Genomic DNA, 17,434 nt, shown 5'->3' on the forward strand with positions numbered 1-17,434 from the left:
CGATGGTTCGCAGCTCTTTCATTGAAGTTATTGGTATGATTAGTTGATGTTAACAACAGAACCACAGGCACCGTCTGCTTGGTTAATCTTTGTACCAGAAGCACCTTGGGCATCACTATGATAGTAGTACAAATCTGTTGTACAGTTCATGGTAACCTCGTCACCTGGTTCTATTTTTGTAGTGATAAATGCCTCTTTGCTGCTTCCGACCCAAAGTGTTGAGCCGCTATTGTTCTTCACCGTAAGGTTTACATTGCTTTTTAACCATCGATGGTAAGCTAACATACGCTGATACTCTGGACTATTGAAGATATCATCGTTGTATTGCTTCATGGCTTTATTCATCATTTCTCGTTTATCATCCATGTACTTTACAGTGTTCTTGTTATTAGGGTCTTTAATCCAATCCGCATAAAAAGCTTTTTGCTTAGCCGTGGCTTCATCGAGATAGGGTTGTAAGACTTCTGCGGTCAACTTTTCGATGGATACCCCACCTGCAGATGCATTTTTCATCTTTTCTTTAAAAGATTTGAACAAGCCCTTCTTTTTCTTTTTTGATTTTCCTTTGTTATCTCCTTGGGATGCTGGATCTCCTGTACTTAAAACGTACCTCACTTCATAATTATCTTTGTCTTGCCATTTATGAAGTAGAAATATATAATTGTCCTTAACCACCATTCTCTCATTACCCACACTACGCCCTTCTCTTATTACATAACCTACATTGTCTTGTAATTTTTTATTGCCTTCATAAGTGCTTTTTATATAGGTGACAGGAAAAGCAACATGGTCTGCAAAATATTGCTCCGTTTCATTTCTTGTCGATTCTGTTGCATGATTTGGATAACGCTTGAGTATAATCTGATAATGACCACCGGGCTGTGCTTTATCCTCATTGATTTCAGTAATGGTCATTACACCGCTGTGACTTTTGTATTGATCTGCGGTAATTCTAAAGTCTCCCTTAGAAATCTTGCTACTCATGATTTTACTTTGATGCATTACTTCTTGTGCATGCAAGGAACCAGCAAGGTGTATTAATGCAACAAGCGCAATTGATTTAATTTTTCGTAGTGACATATTATTATAGTTTTTGAATTACGAGGCACGAATATGTCACAGATTGGTAAAATACTTCATGGTATACTTTTAAGTCGAGTAAAAAAACTGCTGATTTGTCAAAAATCAATTTGATATTTCATCTCTCTCATCAGTGCTTAAGTTTTTTAGCTACTTCAATCAAAAAAAGGTGCTATGCAAAACAAGCATAACACCTTAAACATCTGTATTTGTTTATACTTATAGCTTAAGTATTTTTCTTGTGATAAATTGGTTAGAGTTATTAAATATTGTCACTAGATAAATACCGGTTTCCAAATTACCGAGCTCCAATTTAGGAGTGGAACTAGACATCAGTAATTGTCCGGATAGATTTCTTAGTTCTGCTTTGGCGAAAGGGAACTCACCTTCAATGAACAAGATGTTCCTAACTGGATTAGGGTAAATCGTCAAACTGCTCGTAGTATTACCTGTTATTCCTGCTGTCGCCCCAAGCTCGTATGCGCCAATATCTACAGCACTACCAGCTATCCTAGTGTTGCCATCTAGATCCTGTATGATATTAGGGTCAACAAGGCTGCTGTCACCAGCATCTATCAAATTTGAGTTCGCCCCAAAAGGCCTAAAATCTGGAGACGTTGTACTCGTAAATCCAGGAAACGCATTACTGTTATTCTGCATAGTTACCTGCGATGTGTTGTTGACTAAATGATTGTCATTGAAATCATACATATTATTTGCAAATAGCATAGTGCCTGGACTACTTGAGCTTCCAGAGTTAATATGCGCTACACCTTCGGTCAGGTTACCCATGGCATCAGTATTTGCCCAAACCACATTGTTTGCAAAAGTGGTATTGAGTGTGGCTCCTGAGGATTGATCAAAAGCCGCAGCCGCTTTGTAAACATTCACATTGGAGCCACGATCTGTATTACCGTAGATAACGTTGTTCGTAACTGTTGTGTTTACCGTTGTATTTATGACATTTGCCCTTACCCACATTGCTGTACCTGAAATTCCTAGATCAGTAGAGTTTATGTCTTGGTTTACATTGTAATAAAATAAATTGTTTGAAATACTTATGTCTGCATCTACACCAGACACACTCGCACCTGTAAATACTCCTGTACCATATCTTCCTATATTATCTCTCACAATATTATTGACAAATGTCAGCGATCCAGATATGCTTGGGTTTCTAAATTCTCCAAAGAATGCTGCCCCACCAGTTGCCACATTCCCATAAAATGTGTTGTTTTTTAAGGTAAGTGAATTGACATGTTCCATTTTGAAGATCGCAGCACCTAATAAGTATTGAGCAACATTTTGACCGGTGGCATTACCTCCTGTTATTTCCAGTCCATCTATTACAGTGTTATCTCCTTGAATAACCATCACATTGTAAGCGTTATCTGCTCTATTTCCAACATTGTTGAAATCGGCTGCACCTACATCGTCAAGGGCATTATCACCCGTAAAAATAGTTCTGTTGGTTCTGAAATCACGATCGGATATATTGGCTTCTATTCCACTAAAACCACCGTAAACTTGTACCCCACTGACACCGTTTGGTAGTCTAAAACTATGCTCCCTAGAGCTCGCATTGAGATTATATGTCCCATCTGCAACCCATATTTGGGCATTTTCTTCGGCCTGTGCAAATGCTAGAACTGGATTGGTGTAAGCATTTGACCAGCTAGTCCCATCACCGGTACCAGTAGCATCAGCATCGACGTAAGTGATAGCTTGAGGTTGTGATTGATTGAACAGTTGAGCTACCTCGGTAGCACTTAATGCGCGACGATACATTTGGAAATTATCCAACGCATCTATGAATCGATTCGTCTCTCCTAAAATCAATCTATAGGTGGCCTGCGTGAGCAAATTGTTTCTATTCTGATTTAGAGCTGTAGAAAACCCTGGCACCAATACATTATCTGCATAAACTCTAATATCATCATTGGCACCTGGAGTTACATCTACGACCACGGCGATGTGATGCCATTGCAGGTCATTGATGTTAATTACCTCATCATGGTCTCTATTAGGATTTCCATTTCCTTGAATTCTTAAGTTAAAAACATTGTTGGCCTTTCTGGAAAAAACCACCGCACGATCTGCGGAGTTTGAGATACTCTGTAATCTAAAAATTCTGCTTTGTGCACTTCCAGCATTTGAACCACCTCGGTACCAAAACGAGAAAGACATGGCATTTTGATTAAACAAAGTTTGGTCAGAGCTGAATTGTGTCCCTGCTAAACGCAACGCCTGCTGTGACCTGTTAAAGCGGTCTGGTATTTGCTGAGCAGTACCCGTCCCGGCGATATCAGTGAGCCTACCGAGTGGTTGTACGCGATTGTTAAAAGTTCCAGCAGTGCTTGTAGCGAACTCGTATCTAGCAATGTAGTCGGCAGGAAATTGAGCGCTGCTCAACTGAAATATTAAAAGAATAAGTAAAGTAATTTTTAATTTCATGTTTGTAGAATTTTCTATTCAAACACGAAAATCGAACATCAGTTCATGAACCTAGGTCCGCAGTTTTTAAACAGCTTTGATTTATTTGTAAGCGGTAATCTTTACAAAAAAATACGTCCTAAATTTTAGTTGAGTATAAATGAATTCAAAGATCATTGAATAAGTCTTTTACTACTTATCCTAACTATTCCAGTATTGAACTTCTTAAACAATGACTAGGCAAGCCCCAGTAATCAATGCTGTTGTTTAGATTTCTAGTGTATCAACCTTGCTTAGAAGTTACTTGCGCATATGGTATTCTACGATTCGCTTTCGCGAAAGCGATATCAACATACTCTTTCTGCCAACAGGCGTTGCACCTTAAATACATCTACTCCCTTGGAAAACTTTTTACTTACACTGGGTAGATTTTCACTGCTGATCCAGATTTTGAGTTCGGCATCTCGATCAAAGGTCCCAGCGGTTTCCAGGGAGAATCTGGAAATGCTCTTGTAAGGCAAAGATTTCATCTCCATCTTCTTGCCGCTTAATCCTTGTTTATCGATCAAAATCAACCGACTTGAGGTGAAAATAAACACGTCCCTCAGCAAGACAAACCCCATTTCAATCTGCTCTCCTTCGATCAGTATATGTTTGTATTCCTCTTTTAACTTTTCGTGGTCTACCTCACCGGCATTGCCCAATATTTTATCTAAAAAACTCATGACTCATTTTGCTTTGGATCCAATCTACAAAATTCCCTGGCGCGTTCCAGACTTTTACAATTACTTTAGGCATAACGCCTTGAGCCGAGGGATGCAGGCTTTAACAATTGAGGGGGTATTTCTGTTAAGTGTTTCTTAATTACTCCTGATAATGTGGCAATTACTTGGCAGGGGCTATTAAGATCATACCTTTGCCGCCGATAGAAAAAAATATCAAATTTTATGAGTCAAGTAAAAGCAAATGACACGGTAAAAGTGCATTACACAGGTAAACTTAAAAACAACGGACAAGTATTTGATACGTCTGAAAATAGAGAGCCGTTGGAAGCCAAGTTGGGTCAAGGTATGTTGATCCCTGGTTTTGAAAAAGGCCTGGTCGATATGAAAGTGAATGAAAAGAAAACCATAGAGATACCTAAGGAGGAAGCTTATGGAGACATCCATGAGGAGCTTTTCCAAAAAGTTGAAAAAAACCAACTTCCTGAGGAAATTAAACCAGAAATCGGAATGGGACTGGTCTCTACCAATCCAGATGGTTCCCAGCGCCAGTTGCGCGTGACCGATGTCCAAGAGGACCATATTGTGGTGGATGCCAATCACCCACTGGCCGGACAGGATTTGATCTTTGACCTTGAAGTAGTAAGCATCAACTAGGTCTTCTATAATCCCCAGGTTTACGACCTGATTACAACTATAAAAAGCCCATTTGACTAGTCAAATGGGCTTTTATCTTATAGGTCTTAAACCTAGCTACTATTTACTCTTTTATAAAGCGCTTGGTAACAGTTTGCTCGCCTACACTTAGCTGGATCAAGTACATTCCTGCACTTAACTCGCTGATGTTTAATTGCTCCTTGACCACACCATCTTGGACTGCCTTACCGTTGATAGCAAATATCTGGTAATTGGCTTCCTGGGCTCCGGCCAAGTTGATGAATAATAGACCATCTTTTACCGGATTTGGATAAATACTGATCTCGCTGGACGTATCTGCTACGGTTGCCGTATAACTGGTCGGACTTGATCCTCCCACACAGAAGTCATTGACATCAGTAGACCCAAAGGAAGCTCCTGATGCTAAAACAGATCCGTTTGAGGTTAGGGAATAACTTCCATTCCCATAGCCACAACACATACCATCGCTAGCCGAATCAAAAACCGTCAGCGTATAGCAGTCGGCTGGAAGGTTGATCGGGATGTTCAGGGTAGATCCATCCGCTTGGGAAGCGTAGGTACCACCACTGGCAACCGTTGTTCCATTCCCATTGACTAACGTCCATCTGGTTTCCTCTGGATAATCGTCAAAGTTCAGTTGAAGATTGACAGCTGTATCCGTTGAAGTAGCACCATCGGTTACACTGATCGCGTCAATAGCTACGTCTCCTCTCCACTGGTTGGTGGTAGTCCCGGTAAATCTCAATCTGACGGATTTACCAGCGTAAGTCGCCAAGTCAACATTTCCTGTATTCCAGGCACTACCTTGACTACCCGTTCTACTCCACAATTGGTTCCAGCTCGCCCCATCATCTTCACTGATGGAAACAATCAAATCACCCATGGTACTTACACCCAACATGTGATATCTGAAGCCCAACCTTGGATCAGTAGCACCAGCCAAGTCAATACAAGGAGAAACCAAGTGAGCAGTTCTACCATTATTGTACGGAGAGGAAGCCTCTACAAACATGTAAAAAGAACCTTCTGCAGCAGAAGTTGGCCCCGTATCTCTGGAAGGAGTTCCACCAGATGTTCTGGTCCAATCATGATCATCTGCAGTACTTTGGGCCCATCCTCCCAGACCGTTTTCAAAACCTTGCGAGTACGGAAGGTTAGCACCATTTGCGCAACCTGATCCTGGCGCTGAGGCCGTGGTAAAACTAAGTGCACTGCTTAAGGCACTGGTATTGCCGGCAGCATCTTTGGCAGCCACCTGAACTGTATAGGAAGTGGACGCGGTAAGTCCAGTGATATTCACTGACGCATTTGGCGTCTCACCAATCAGGTTCCCATTGAGATAAACATCATAAGCCGTTACTCCAACATTATCTGTTGAGGCATTCCAAGTAATACCGGCACTGGTTTGCTCAAGATTGCTAACACTAAGACCGGTGGGGACGCTCGGGGCTGTGGTATCAGCGGTGGCATCAGTAATCTCCACACTGTAATCTTCTACCTCACCATAGTCAAAGCTTCCACAAGCGGAAGGCGATGTGTTATACCTCATGATGATACGCATTCTGGTTGTTCCGTTAACTGCACCTTGAGGAATACTAATGCTTCCCGTTGCCGGACTCACCTGTGAGGCTGCGAGGCTCCACACCTGCTCTCCTGCATCACCAAAATCACCATCCTGGTTATAATCAATCCAGGCGGCATAAGCTTCGTTGTATTGAGTACCTGTCCAAGTAGGCGTAACAGAAATAGAGTAATCCGCACCCTTGCTTACCGTAGTGGACAAATTGGTGAAATTAGAATATCCACCTGTTCCCGCACCGCTGGTTTGATCAATACTATTAAATACAACTCTGGAAATATATTCGTCGTTGGTATTGTTTCCATTGGCCGAGCAATAGGATACCGCAGTTGTTGCAAAACTTAGGCTGCTGCTGTAAGAACTCAGACTACCATCTGCGCAACGGCTACGTACCTGTGCCTCATAATTGGTATTTGGGTTAAGACCTGAAATACTAATACTTGAAGTTCCAGCAGTTCTGTTGGTCCATGTAGTGGATCCGCTTTCGCGAAAGCGGAAATCATAACTCGCTCCTGCAACGGCATTCCAAGCAAGAGATGCATCCGTGCTACTAGCTCCTGAAAGGTTTAAGCCTGTAGGTGTAGTGGCATTACAAACAGGTGCTTGGGTAGTCGCACCCGTGATAATCAAGCTGTAATTTTGGCTTCCACCAGTAAGACTTCCTTTATGGGTTACTCTAATGGTATAGGTACCTGAAGGGTTGGATACTTCTACTCTTTCAAAAGGATCTCTGGTATTGTCTCCTTTGCCATTGGTCGTCACTCCGGTCAATCTCCATGGATTGTAGGTCGTTCCAGATTGGATGATCCTAATATCCAAATCATTGACCAATCTTGCACTGGTCACATTCACACTCGTAGTAGCATCCCCAGGACGGTCTGTCCATGAAATAGATGCCATCAAATCTTCCAACCCGCTGGCGGTAACTGTAATTTCGTAGGATTGACCACTATTAAGGGTCAACTCAGAAATTGTGGATCCATTACCATTATCGGTGATGGCTTCAGCAGCTCTTTTAGCATTCATCAATCCCCATCCATATACTGGATCTGGTCCTACTGGGCCAGCATCATCGGCCGTATGCAGAGCCAGACCTTTTAAACTGGCGGCACGCATAAAGGAACCATTCAGGTTGTTATAATGTTGTTGAAGCAAGAGTAAAGAACCCATTACATTGGGTGAAGCCATAGAAGTTCCTGAAATGCTAGCGTAGGCGGTATCACTGCTCTCGTAGCTGGAATAAACTCCTGTTCCATTTCCCGTGAGGTCTGGTTTAATACGGTAGTCATCGGTAGGTCCCTCGCTGCTACCAGAATTGATAGTAACTGAATTCAGGCTACCGTCTCCATTGATACTGGCATCCTGAGCGTTGGCAATCACCAGGTTATTCTTTGAGGTAGCAGATCCAGTAAGTTTGTTATAATTACTATTCCCATCCAGGGGAGATGGATCGGCGGTGTTGTCGTTTCCATCATTTCCACCGGCAACGACCATCATATAATAAGGCGCATTGAACATGATCTCATCCCAATCTCTGGATTCTTGGATATAACCTCCGAAAAAATAATCCGGTAATTGGACGCGACCAAACCGATCGCGGAAGGCATAACCATAAGAGTGGTTAGACAGCAACATCCCGCTGGCCGCCTGAGCGGTAGCTTCTGATTTATCATTGTTCCAATCATGTCCGACAGCACTAGCTCTGGGTGCCATTCCTTTGGCATTTGGTTGTGCTCCATAGGCAATCACTGTACCCGTAACATGGGCAGCATGGAAATTCAGGGTACTGGTTCCGTCACCTATACTGAAACGGTTGTTCCCTCCAGGACCGTCGTACTCTTGGTGTGTACTTCGGGCGAGTCCGCCATCCCAGATATAACCAGTCATGTTTTGTCCTTCCACGTTCAATCCTAATCCGCCATTATTGTGCAGGTAATTGGTACGTGTAGATCTGGCGGCAGCCACATTGAAGGTAGTGTAATAAATAGGCTGTCCGTCGACCACCTTTTGTAGTTCGACCAAAGTTCCATCTTCCAGCGTTGTGCGTAGGGGGAGGTTATTGGCTTTGGCAAAGGCAACAGCTTTTTCTTTTTCCTCTAAAGAGATCGTCTTAAATCTTTGCTCTAGGGAGTTTAACGCGTTCAGATCCATTCGACTGGTCATCTGCTGGCGTTGCTTTTGGGTCTGTGCAGTCGATGTAATGCATGAAAATGCGATCAACGACACAGCTACCCATAGGGTAATGTTTTTCATCGTATAAGGGTTATTAGTTTGTAGGTATTCTAGATAATTCAATTTTTACATTTCTGAAAAGATTTGGATCATATTTTTTAACCATAAATTAACGCTTGACTTTATCCGATTCACGCAGCTTATTCATTTTCAGAAAGTTGATAAAATAAAAAACATCATTTATCAAATAGTTAATAAAACTGCCATTCGTCTAATCGAATTCTAAAAAAACAAGACAGTTCTGTAGTTATTCAATAAATAAATAGGCTATTGATTGATAATTAGCATTCCGTTGAGCGATGTAAAACTTGGATGTACTGTATCCATGGTTAAAAAATCAATCCAACAAAGTAAAATGACCGGGTTTTGTAAATCCCAATTCCTGCGGTGAGACCATCGGAATTAGCTCTCATTATCCTATTGAAAACCTTGACGCTAACAGTGTGAAACTGTATCTTTGCGACCTTCAAAATCTGAGTATACCTATGTTTGATAATTTAACAGACAAGCTCGATAAGGCCATGCACCTGCTCAAGGGACATGGAAGTATTACCGAGGTCAATGTAGCCGACACCCTTAAAGAAATTCGTCGTGCCCTTGTGGACGCCGATGTCAACTATAAAATCGCGAAAGATTTCACCTCTAAGGCCAAGGAAAAAGCTTTGGGACAAGGGGTGTTGACAACGCTCAAACCTGGCCAGTTACTCACCAAAATTGTAAAAGATGAGTTGACCGAACTCATGGGAGGGGATGCCACAGGACTCAACCTTCAAGGAAATCCTACCGTCATTTTGATGTCAGGACTGCAAGGTTCAGGTAAAACCACTTTTTCTGGAAAATTGGCCAACTTCCTAAAAACCAAAAAGAGTAAAAAGCCATTATTGGTCGCTTGTGATATCTACCGTCCGGCTGCGATTGACCAGTTACACGTCGTAGGAGAAAGTGTTGGTGTCGAGGTATTCTCCAATAAAGAGGAAAAAGATCCAGTCAAAATCTCCCAGGATGCTATCGCTTATGCGAAAGCCAATGGATTTAATGCCGTAATCATCGATACCGCCGGGCGTCTTGCCGTGGATGAGCAAATGATGACTGAAATTGCCAATGTACACGCTGCCATCAAGCCTCAGGAAACACTTTTTGTGGTAGATTCGATGACAGGTCAGGACGCAGTAAATACCGCCAAGGCTTTTAATGATCGATTGAACTTTGACGGTGTTGTTCTTACTAAATTGGATGGAGATACCCGTGGTGGTGCAGCGCTATCCATCAAGTCTGTTGTTGACAAGCCCATCAAATTTATAGGTACCGGAGAAAAAATGGAAGCCATTGATGTGTTCTACCCAGAACGTATGGCCGACCGTATTCTAGGGATGGGAGATGTTGTATCCTTAGTAGAAAGAGCTCAAGAACAATTTGATGAAGAGGAGGCTAGAAAACTGAGCAAAAAGATCGCCAAAAATCAATTTGGCTTTGATGATTTCCTTTCCCAGATCCAACAAATCAAAAAAATGGGAAACATGAAAGATCTGATGGGAATGATCCCAGGGGCCGGAAAAATGTTGAAAAATGTGGATATAGATGATGATGCCTTTAAGGGAATTGAGGCCATTATTCACTCCATGACCCAGGAAGAACGCACTCAACCTCAAATCATCAATGGCTCACGTAAAAAACGAATTGCCAAAGGAAGCGGAACTACTGTAACGGAGGTTAACCAACTACTCAAGCAGTTTGATCAAATGAGCAAGATGATGAAAATGATGCAAGGTGGAAAAGGTAAGGCGATGATGAATGCATTGGGCAAAATGAGGTAAACACAAAAACTAACTAACATGACCATACTTGACGGAAAGAAAACCAGTAATGACATCAAGGACGAAATCACCCAGATCGTCAGTGAAATGAAATCAAATGGTGAAAAGGTTCCTCATCTTGCCGCAGTGATTGTCGGGAATGATGGAGCCAGCCTTACCTATGTGGGCTCCAAGGTTCGTGCTTGTGAACGCGTTGGTTTTGAAAGTACCATGGTACGTTTACCCAATACCACCAGTGAGACCGAATTGCTTAGGGAAATTAAAAAACTGAATGAAAATCCAGACATTGACGGTTTTATAGTACAGTTGCCACTGCCTAAACAAATTGATACGCAAAAAGTGTTGATGGCGGTAGATCCTGACAAGGATGTTGACGGATTTCATCCTACCAATTTTGGACGCATGGCATTGGACATGAGCACTTTTATTCCCGCCACACCATTTGGAATCCTAGAGTTATTGGATCGATATAATGTAGAAACCAAAGGAAAGCACACCGTAGTGATTGGACGTTCTCATATTGTAGGTCGGCCGATGAGTATTTTGATGGGTAGAAAAGGTTTTCCAGGAAATTCTACGGTAACCTTGACCCATAGTCATACCAAAAATATCACCCAAATCACTTCGCAGGCCGATATCATTATTACCGCACTAGGTGTCCCCGGATTCCTGAAGGCCGAAATGGTCAAAGATGATGCAGTAATTATTGACGTAGGAATCACACGTGTACCCGACGAAACCAAGAAGAAAGGCTATTACATCACGGGCGATGTGGATTTTGAAAACGTTTCAAAGAAAGTTAGTCATATCACACCAGTACCTGGTGGTGTCGGCCCTATGACCATCGCTATGCTGCTAAAAAACACATTGTTGGCTCGTGAACGCCACCGCGCGGGAGGCAAATAAGCCAGCCTTTGATCAACTATAAAAAAGTAAAAGCCGATTGACTAGTAGTCAATCGGCTTTTTATGTTCAACCAAAACTCATTGGGTGGGATTGATTATTTTCCTGTCAAATAAGTCGTTTCAGCAAAAACCGAGTTACGTAAACTCAATTATTTACCGCCGTTGGCTTGAAGGTCGGCAATACACTCGGCGTCCAATGCTGGAATACCACTACCCATCAATCCCATCATATCGGTGATGTTTCCTCCCTCTAGTTCGGCCGCCATTAAACAACCATCCACGTTACAATGTCTGCTGTTATCTGGATCTTCATGTTGGGATTGCAAGGGAGTACCCAAGTTAACCAGCCCCATGATGTGACCAAACTCGTGTTGATAAACCGCAGATTCTGTGGTGACACGTCCAGGCTGTCCCAAACCACCGCTAAACATTTCAATGGTAGGCTGAAAAATCACCAAGGAAGTATTTTTATATGCGGTTCCCAAGGTTACCCGATTACCTTCATCGTTGGCACTGGCTTCATCTGTAAACAAGACAAAAACAGCGATACTGTTGTCACTATTGAATTGGGTTCGGAACTCGTCTTCCACCTCAATGACCTCATCAATGGTGTAGGTGCCATTATTTTGTGCTGGTATTTCACGCTCTACAATTCTAATGCCTGCTGGTTTGTTGAGCCTATCGTTCAGAAAAGAGACCAAGTTATTTAGGGAAGCTGCCTCAGGGCGAGAACCACCTTCATAAACCGCCTCTATCACCAACTCTTCAAATACCTGATCACTGAGTAACTCATTAGCGCTGGCGCCTGTAGTTCTATTATTGGCATTGACACCATTCCCTCCATTACCACCTGCTCCATCATCACCGCTATCGCTTTCAGAACAGGCCGAAAGACTTAAAATCATGACAACTATAGCCAGTAAGTTCTTTATCTGCTTCATTTCAATTATTTTTAGACACCAATAATATCAATTTACCATGGATAAGATTATTAAAGTTATACTAAGTGTGTTTTTATGTGCCGCTTTCGCGAAAGCACAAGACGCCCCTTCCTATCAGTCACTGATGATGGAATATTTTGAGGTGAGCGGCATTGATGAAGAATACCAAATCGCTTACGACGGTATGATAAAAATGCTCAAAGATGGCTATCAAACCCAAGATGTTCCAGAAAGTATTTGGACCGCATATGCCCAACAGGGTCCAGCATCTATAGCTAAACTTAAGGGGATTTTGGCTGCTGAATACAGATCCATTTTTGAAGACAAGGAAGACCTTAAAAACTTGATTAAATTTTACAAATCTCCTGCCGGTCAACAATATAGAAAGGATCCCTCTGGAATGACCAGCAGCCAGCAGGCCGATTTGCAAGCCTTTATGAAATCCAATACAGGTGTAAAGCTATACAGTCGCCTTAACCAAATCAATAAAGCAAAACAAGACGCCAGTGTGTATTGGTCACGCGAACTCTTTTGTGGAGTAGTGAGTGACTTAAAGGAAAAAGGCTATAAGAGTGGAATGCCCACCGGGAATTGCAATTAAAAATGGAAGACATCTTAAGGCAATTACCAGAAATCGCCCGACAGCGTAAAAAAGAAAATACAGATTTCTTTAAACGCCTGCGCAAGAAAAAACCCAAAGGTCTGGATGGAACCGTCCAACAAATCCACGATCAGGTGTTTGAAGAAGTAGATTGTTTGAAATGCGCCAACTGCTGTAAAACCACTGGTCCTTTGTTTACCCACAATGATATCAACAGGATCGCTAAACATTTTCGGATGAAGCCAGGCGATTTTATCGACCAGTTTCTAAGAGTAGATGAAGAGGACGATTTTGTACTGCAGCAGACCCCCTGCCATTTTCTGGGAGCGGATAATTATTGCTCCATTTATGATGTAAGGCCAAAAGCCTGCCGGGAATACCCACACACGGATCGCAGAAAACTCTACCAGATCGGGAGCTTAACCGTAAAAAACACCAGTATTTGTCCAGCTGCCTTGGAAATAGTAGAGCGCATGAAGGCAGCTATATCGGTTTGATATCAGTTTTTATGGCGGTAATTTAAAGATCAAGATACGCTTACCCACGTCATACTCTTTTGAGGGATTGAACTATTAATTATAAGAGAAGACTCACGATAAATTGATAGTTTTACCATTGTAAACTTATACATCATGGTTGCAGCCTTTACCTTGTTTTTAATTGTTTCTCTATCGGCCTTGATCACCAAGATAGCCGCAATAGCCCTGGAACATACAGGCCTATCCACTGAAAGCGCTAAGTTCCAGGCCAGGTCTGCGTATACGAGCACAGGTTTTAGTACAGCTGAATCAGAAAGCATCATGAAACATCCAGTGCGACGCAAGATTATTTACAATCTAATGTTGATTGGAAATGCTGGTATTGTAACCGCTATGTCTTCGCTTATCCTGACTTTTGTTCTGCCAGACACACTGGCTTCTAGGCTTTACGGACTTTTGATTATCATTGCTGGTATGACGGTCATTTTTTGGGCCATACGTAGTAAATGGGTGGATCGCGGTCTATCAAGAATCATCAACCGACTCTTGCGTAAATACACGGATTTAGAAATACATGACTTTGCCGCAGTCTTGCACCTCAAAGATGATTATACGATTACAGAAGCGAGGGTAGATCATGATGGCTGGATGGCCCATCGCACATTGGAGGAGCTGTGTTTACGGGAAGAAGGCATCACCATCCTGGGTGTAGATCGCAAGGATCAAGGTTATTTTGGCTCTCCCTCAGGCGCATTTAAAATGCTACCTGAAGACCTGGTTACTCTTTATGGCAAGGCAGAAGGCATCAAAAGTCTATACAGTCGAAAAAACGACTGGTATGCCCAACGCGAACATGAACTATTCGTAAAAAAAGAAGAAGAACGCCGTCAGGAAGAACAGGAAAAACAGTCGGCGACTTGATTTATAGTCGGGATGAAAATGGCATTTCAGCACCTACTGGTAGGTTTTCTGCTTTAGATTTTTAAATGGAGTACTGATCCTTGCTTTATATTTCCTATATGAAATGTGAAAATTTATAACTTTTCTTACTTTTTTTATGTTAGAAGGTAGCGGGTTTAGCCAATTCTAGTTAAAAAGAATAAGAAGTCCTGAGAGGCGCTTTATATTTGATAGGATATGAAAAAAATAGTATTTCTTTTGATGGTTTTGATGGTTATCGGCTGTGATGATAGGCCCATCGCCCAGGCTACAGCCATTGATCGTGCTGACCTTCAGGAATTATTAGCTAAAGAAACCAATCAGGTCCAGGTTATTAATTTTTGGGCTACTTGGTGCGCCCCCTGTGTGGAGGAGTTACCTGCATTTGAAAAATTGGGGAGTAACTATCAAGATGAAGTAAAAGTAACATTGATCTCTCTGGATGAAGAAGCAGTACTGGAAGAAAAGGTGAATCCTTTTTTAATAGAACATGAGATCAAAAGTGAGGTAGTCGTCTTAGATGATCCTTATGCTGCAGAATGGATACCCATGATTGACGATCATTGGGACGGGGCTATTCCCGTAACCTTGATTCAGGCCAATGGAAAAAAAAGGTTTTACAACCAATCATTTACTTACGATGAATTGGAAAATGCATTAAAAGAATTTCTATGAAAACTTTAAAAGTACTTACGTTAATATTGATCGTCGCCTTAGTCGGTGTTATGGTCTCTGGAATGTTGGATTTTAATCAGCAAACCAATTATTATGCTGAACAACCGAAATCCACTGAGATTACAAACGATACATCAAATTTGACCACGATGTCAACTTCCTCCAGTGCGATTAGTGGTTATGAGATTGGGGAAGCCACCGCAGATTTTTATCTAAAAAATGTAGATAACACCATGGTTTCCATGTCCAACTATGAAGACGCTCGAGGATTCATTTTGATTTTCACCTGTAATCACTGTCCATACAGTGTGGCCTATGAGGATCGAATTATCGCTTTGGACCAAAAATACAAGCAGCAAGGCTATCCCGTTATCGCAATCAATCCAAATGATCCAGTGGCTTATCCCGATGATAGTTTTCAAAAAATGCAAGAAAGAGCCAAACAAAAAGGTTTTACGTTCCCTTATCTATTTGACGCCCAGCAAAAGATTTACCCTAAATACGGTGCTACCAAAACACCCCATGTATTTATCGTAGAAAAAGAAGGAGATCAAACCATACTCAGGTACAAAGGCGCCATTGATGACAACTACCAGGATGCTAAGGCTGTCAAAAATAAATATGTAGAAAATGCAGTGAATGCTTTGATCAGTGACCGACCGGTTGAAGTAGCAGAATCTGTAGCCATAGGTTGTAGGATCAAATAAACACCAAAGTTTGACCATACTCGTTGATCCTGTTGACCATTCCTTTACATCACATTCCAAATAATGATCTACTACCAAGTGAGTGGTAAGCCTTAAGATTAAGCTATCCATTATTTTCCAGATGGAGAGGATAAAATGATTGATAAAAGTTGCCATCAGTTTTGCTTGTCCCCACCCTTCTACCCTGCATGGTTTGCGCTTATGATATGCTTTTAATTCTTTGTATTTTTGCAGAATAATTGACACCACATGATCCTAGAGCAATATTATACCAAATGTCTTGCCCAAGGCACTTATTATATAGCCTCGGCAGGTGAAGCTGTAATCATAGACCCCTTGCGTGAGGTACAACCCTATATAGATCGTGCAGCTGCAGATGGGGTAACTATAAAATATATCTTTCTAACCCACTTTCATGCCGACTTTGTCTCCGGACACGTAGATTTGGCAGATAAAACTGATGCGACCATTGTGCTGGGTCCCAATGCGGTAACCAGTTACGCTTTCGCGAAAGCGGAACACGGACAAATATTTCAAGTGGGGGATATCAGCTTCGAATTGCTACATACGCCTGGTCATACCATGGAGTCTTCCTGTTATCTGCTAAGGGATGAGCACGGAAAGGAAAAAGCGCTATTTACCGGTGACACCTTATTTATTGGCGATGTGGGACGACCTGATCTAGCAGCAAAATCCGACTTATCCACGGAAGATTTGGCGGGTCATCTTTACGACTCTTTGCGTAAACATATCATACCATTACCAGATGATATTATCATTTATCCAGCCCACGGTGCTGGAAGTGCATGCGGTAAAAATATGAGCAGCGAGACCAGTGACAGTTTAGGTAATCAAAAGAAAACCAACTATGCATTGGCTCCCGAAATGACTAAGGAAGAGTTTATTGCTGAATTGACGACTGGCATTGCGGCTCCACCAGCCTACTTCCCCAAAAATGTTTCTATGAACAAAGGGGTCAACTCTAGTATAGATGAAGTGGTTCGTCGCGGAACCACTCCTATCAAAATAGCGGCATTTAAAGCGCTTTCAGTAGAAGAAGATGTTTTGGTGCTGGATGTGCGCAGTCCGCAGGAGTTTACCAAAGCCACCGTTCCAGGTGCGTGGTTCATAGGCTTGGACGGCCAATTTGCTCCATGGGTGGGTGCTTTGATTGAAGATATTGATCAAAAGATTATTCTGATCACACCTCCAGGAAGAGAGGAAGAGAGTGTAACCAGACTGGCACGTGTTGGCTATGACAATGCGTTGGGATATCTAGACGGAGGTATGGAAGCATGGATTGAGGCTGGTGAAGGTGTTGAGACAATGAGCAATATCAGCGCCCAAGAGTTTGTTCACGGTTTGGAGAAGCAGGCAATCGAGCACCCCATCGATGTCAGAAAACCCGGAGAATACAATACCAGTCATATTGCCGACGTACCGCTTCACAGTCTTGACGAGGTACATCGCCAAATTGAAAAATTGAATCCGAACAACACCTATCACATCCATTGTGCGGGTGGCTATAGATCCGTCATTTTTGCGAGTATTGCACGTTCAAAAGGTATTTCAAAAGTGATCAATGTAGAGGGCGGATATGCTGCCATTAAAAAAGCGACCAGAAAACAATTGGAATTAACTTAATAAGA

The 17,434-nt window shown here is 42.2% G+C and carries 14 protein-coding genes; 9 read left to right on the top strand and 5 right to left on the bottom strand.

Going from position 1 to position 17,434, the window contains the following annotated elements; genetic code table 11:
• Positions 1-39 precede the first annotated feature (39 nt).
• The 3 genes from EGM47_RS06965 to EGM47_RS06975 all read right to left on the bottom strand — a co-directional run bounded on the left by EGM47_RS06965 (position 40) and on the right by EGM47_RS06975 (position 4,238).
• A complete protein-coding gene (locus EGM47_RS06965; RefSeq protein WP_124980054.1) occupies positions 40-984 on the bottom strand; it encodes a hypothetical protein in 945 nt (314 codons plus the stop codon).
• 315 nt (positions 985-1,299) lie between these two features.
• A complete protein-coding gene (locus EGM47_RS06970; RefSeq protein WP_124980055.1) occupies positions 1,300-3,534 on the bottom strand; it encodes a LamG-like jellyroll fold domain-containing protein in 2,235 nt (744 codons plus the stop codon).
• 326 nt (positions 3,535-3,860) lie between these two features.
• Complete coding sequence (locus EGM47_RS06975; protein ID WP_124980056.1) at positions 3,861-4,238, bottom strand: PH domain-containing protein; 378 nt, start codon at positions 4,236-4,238, stop codon at positions 3,861-3,863.
• Between the two features lie 222 nt (positions 4,239-4,460).
• On the opposite strand from EGM47_RS06975, the gene EGM47_RS06980 reads away from it, so the two are divergent.
• Entirely contained in the window at positions 4,461-4,892 is a 432-nt protein-coding gene (locus EGM47_RS06980; protein WP_124980057.1) for an FKBP-type peptidyl-prolyl cis-trans isomerase, read from the top strand.
• Between the two features lie 103 nt (positions 4,893-4,995).
• On the opposite strand, the gene EGM47_RS06985 is transcribed toward EGM47_RS06980, so the two are convergent.
• Entirely contained in the window at positions 4,996-8,745 is a 3,750-nt protein-coding gene (locus EGM47_RS06985; protein WP_124980058.1) for a GEVED domain-containing protein, read from the bottom strand.
• Positions 8,746-9,209: 464 nt separating this feature from the next.
• Here EGM47_RS06985 and ffh point away from each other — a divergent pair, with 464 nt between their 5' ends.
• Together ffh and EGM47_RS06995 are read left to right on the top strand one after the other, a co-directional pair.
• Entirely contained in the window at positions 9,210-10,538 is a 1,329-nt protein-coding gene (gene ffh / locus EGM47_RS06990) for a signal recognition particle protein (RefSeq protein ID WP_124980059.1), read from the top strand.
• An 18-nt stretch (positions 10,539-10,556) separates the two neighbouring features.
• A complete protein-coding gene (locus EGM47_RS06995) occupies positions 10,557-11,444 on the top strand; it encodes a bifunctional 5,10-methylenetetrahydrofolate dehydrogenase/5,10-methenyltetrahydrofolate cyclohydrolase (RefSeq protein WP_124980060.1) in 888 nt (295 codons plus the stop codon).
• Between the two features lie 148 nt (positions 11,445-11,592).
• On the opposite strand, the gene EGM47_RS07000 is transcribed toward EGM47_RS06995, so the two are convergent.
• Positions 11,593-12,384, bottom strand: coding sequence for a membrane metalloprotease (locus tag EGM47_RS07000; RefSeq protein WP_124980061.1), 792 nt, complete (start codon positions 12,382-12,384; stop codon positions 11,593-11,595).
• Positions 12,385-12,421: 37 nt separating this feature from the next.
• Between EGM47_RS07000 and EGM47_RS07005 the strand changes: the two genes are divergently transcribed.
• From EGM47_RS07005 to EGM47_RS07030, 6 genes are all read left to right on the top strand, one after another.
• Positions 12,422-12,985 (top strand): DUF2059 domain-containing protein, encoded by a 564-nt coding sequence (locus EGM47_RS07005; RefSeq protein ID WP_124980062.1) that lies wholly within the window; start codon positions 12,422-12,424, stop codon positions 12,983-12,985.
• A 2-nt stretch (positions 12,986-12,987) separates the two neighbouring features.
• A complete protein-coding gene (locus EGM47_RS07010) occupies positions 12,988-13,482 on the top strand; it encodes a YkgJ family cysteine cluster protein (protein ID WP_124980063.1) in 495 nt (164 codons plus the stop codon).
• 135 nt (positions 13,483-13,617) lie between these two features.
• Positions 13,618-14,385: a TrkA C-terminal domain-containing protein gene (locus tag EGM47_RS07015; protein ID WP_124980064.1), complete on the top strand. Its 768-nt coding sequence runs from the start codon at positions 13,618-13,620 to the stop codon at positions 14,383-14,385.
• A 216-nt stretch (positions 14,386-14,601) separates the two neighbouring features.
• Positions 14,602-15,078: a TlpA family protein disulfide reductase gene (locus tag EGM47_RS07020; RefSeq protein ID WP_124980065.1), complete on the top strand. Its 477-nt coding sequence runs from the start codon at positions 14,602-14,604 to the stop codon at positions 15,076-15,078.
• A complete protein-coding gene (locus EGM47_RS07025; RefSeq protein WP_124980066.1) occupies positions 15,075-15,785 on the top strand; it encodes a thioredoxin family protein in 711 nt (236 codons plus the stop codon). Before EGM47_RS07020 ends, EGM47_RS07025 begins: the two co-directional genes overlap by 4 nt.
• A gap of 249 nt (positions 15,786-16,034) precedes the next feature.
• Complete coding sequence (locus EGM47_RS07030; RefSeq protein WP_124980067.1) at positions 16,035-17,429, top strand: MBL fold metallo-hydrolase; 1,395 nt, start codon at positions 16,035-16,037, stop codon at positions 17,427-17,429.
• Positions 17,430-17,434: the final 5 nt, after the last annotated feature.

This window comes from Nonlabens xiamenensis, from assembly GCF_003865345.1.
GTDB lineage: Bacteria > Bacteroidota > Bacteroidia > Flavobacteriales > Flavobacteriaceae > Nonlabens > Nonlabens xiamenensis.

What these genes read in the sequence shown, in the direction of transcription:
- EGM47_RS06985 (WP_124980058.1), bottom strand. Translation starts at nt 8,745, where the DNA reads ATGAAAAACATTACCCTATGGGTAGCTGTGTCGTTGATCGCATTTTCA.
- ffh (WP_124980059.1), top strand. Translation starts at nt 9,210, where the DNA reads ATGTTTGATAATTTAACAGACAAGCTCGATAAGGCCATGCACCTGCTC.
- EGM47_RS06965 (WP_124980054.1), bottom strand. Translation starts at nt 984, where the DNA reads ATGAGTAGCAAGATTTCTAAGGGAGACTTTAGAATTACCGCAGATCAA.
- EGM47_RS06980 (WP_124980057.1), top strand. Translation starts at nt 4,461, where the DNA reads ATGAGTCAAGTAAAAGCAAATGACACGGTAAAAGTGCATTACACAGGT.
- EGM47_RS07010 (WP_124980063.1), top strand. Translation starts at nt 12,988, where the DNA reads ATGGAAGACATCTTAAGGCAATTACCAGAAATCGCCCGACAGCGTAAA.
- EGM47_RS07030 (WP_124980067.1), top strand. Translation starts at nt 16,035, where the DNA reads ATGATCCTAGAGCAATATTATACCAAATGTCTTGCCCAAGGCACTTAT.
- EGM47_RS06975 (WP_124980056.1), bottom strand. Translation starts at nt 4,238, where the DNA reads ATGAGTTTTTTAGATAAAATATTGGGCAATGCCGGTGAGGTAGACCAC.
- EGM47_RS07025 (WP_124980066.1), top strand. Translation starts at nt 15,075, where the DNA reads ATGAAAACTTTAAAAGTACTTACGTTAATATTGATCGTCGCCTTAGTC.
- EGM47_RS07000 (WP_124980061.1), bottom strand. Translation starts at nt 12,384, where the DNA reads ATGAAGCAGATAAAGAACTTACTGGCTATAGTTGTCATGATTTTAAGT.
- EGM47_RS06970 (WP_124980055.1), bottom strand. Translation starts at nt 3,534, where the DNA reads ATGAAATTAAAAATTACTTTACTTATTCTTTTAATATTTCAGTTGAGC.
- EGM47_RS06995 (WP_124980060.1), top strand. Translation starts at nt 10,557, where the DNA reads ATGACCATACTTGACGGAAAGAAAACCAGTAATGACATCAAGGACGAA.
- EGM47_RS07015 (WP_124980064.1), top strand. Translation starts at nt 13,618, where the DNA reads ATGGTTGCAGCCTTTACCTTGTTTTTAATTGTTTCTCTATCGGCCTTG.
- EGM47_RS07005 (WP_124980062.1), top strand. Translation starts at nt 12,422, where the DNA reads ATGGATAAGATTATTAAAGTTATACTAAGTGTGTTTTTATGTGCCGCT.
- EGM47_RS07020 (WP_124980065.1), top strand. Translation starts at nt 14,602, where the DNA reads ATGAAAAAAATAGTATTTCTTTTGATGGTTTTGATGGTTATCGGCTGT.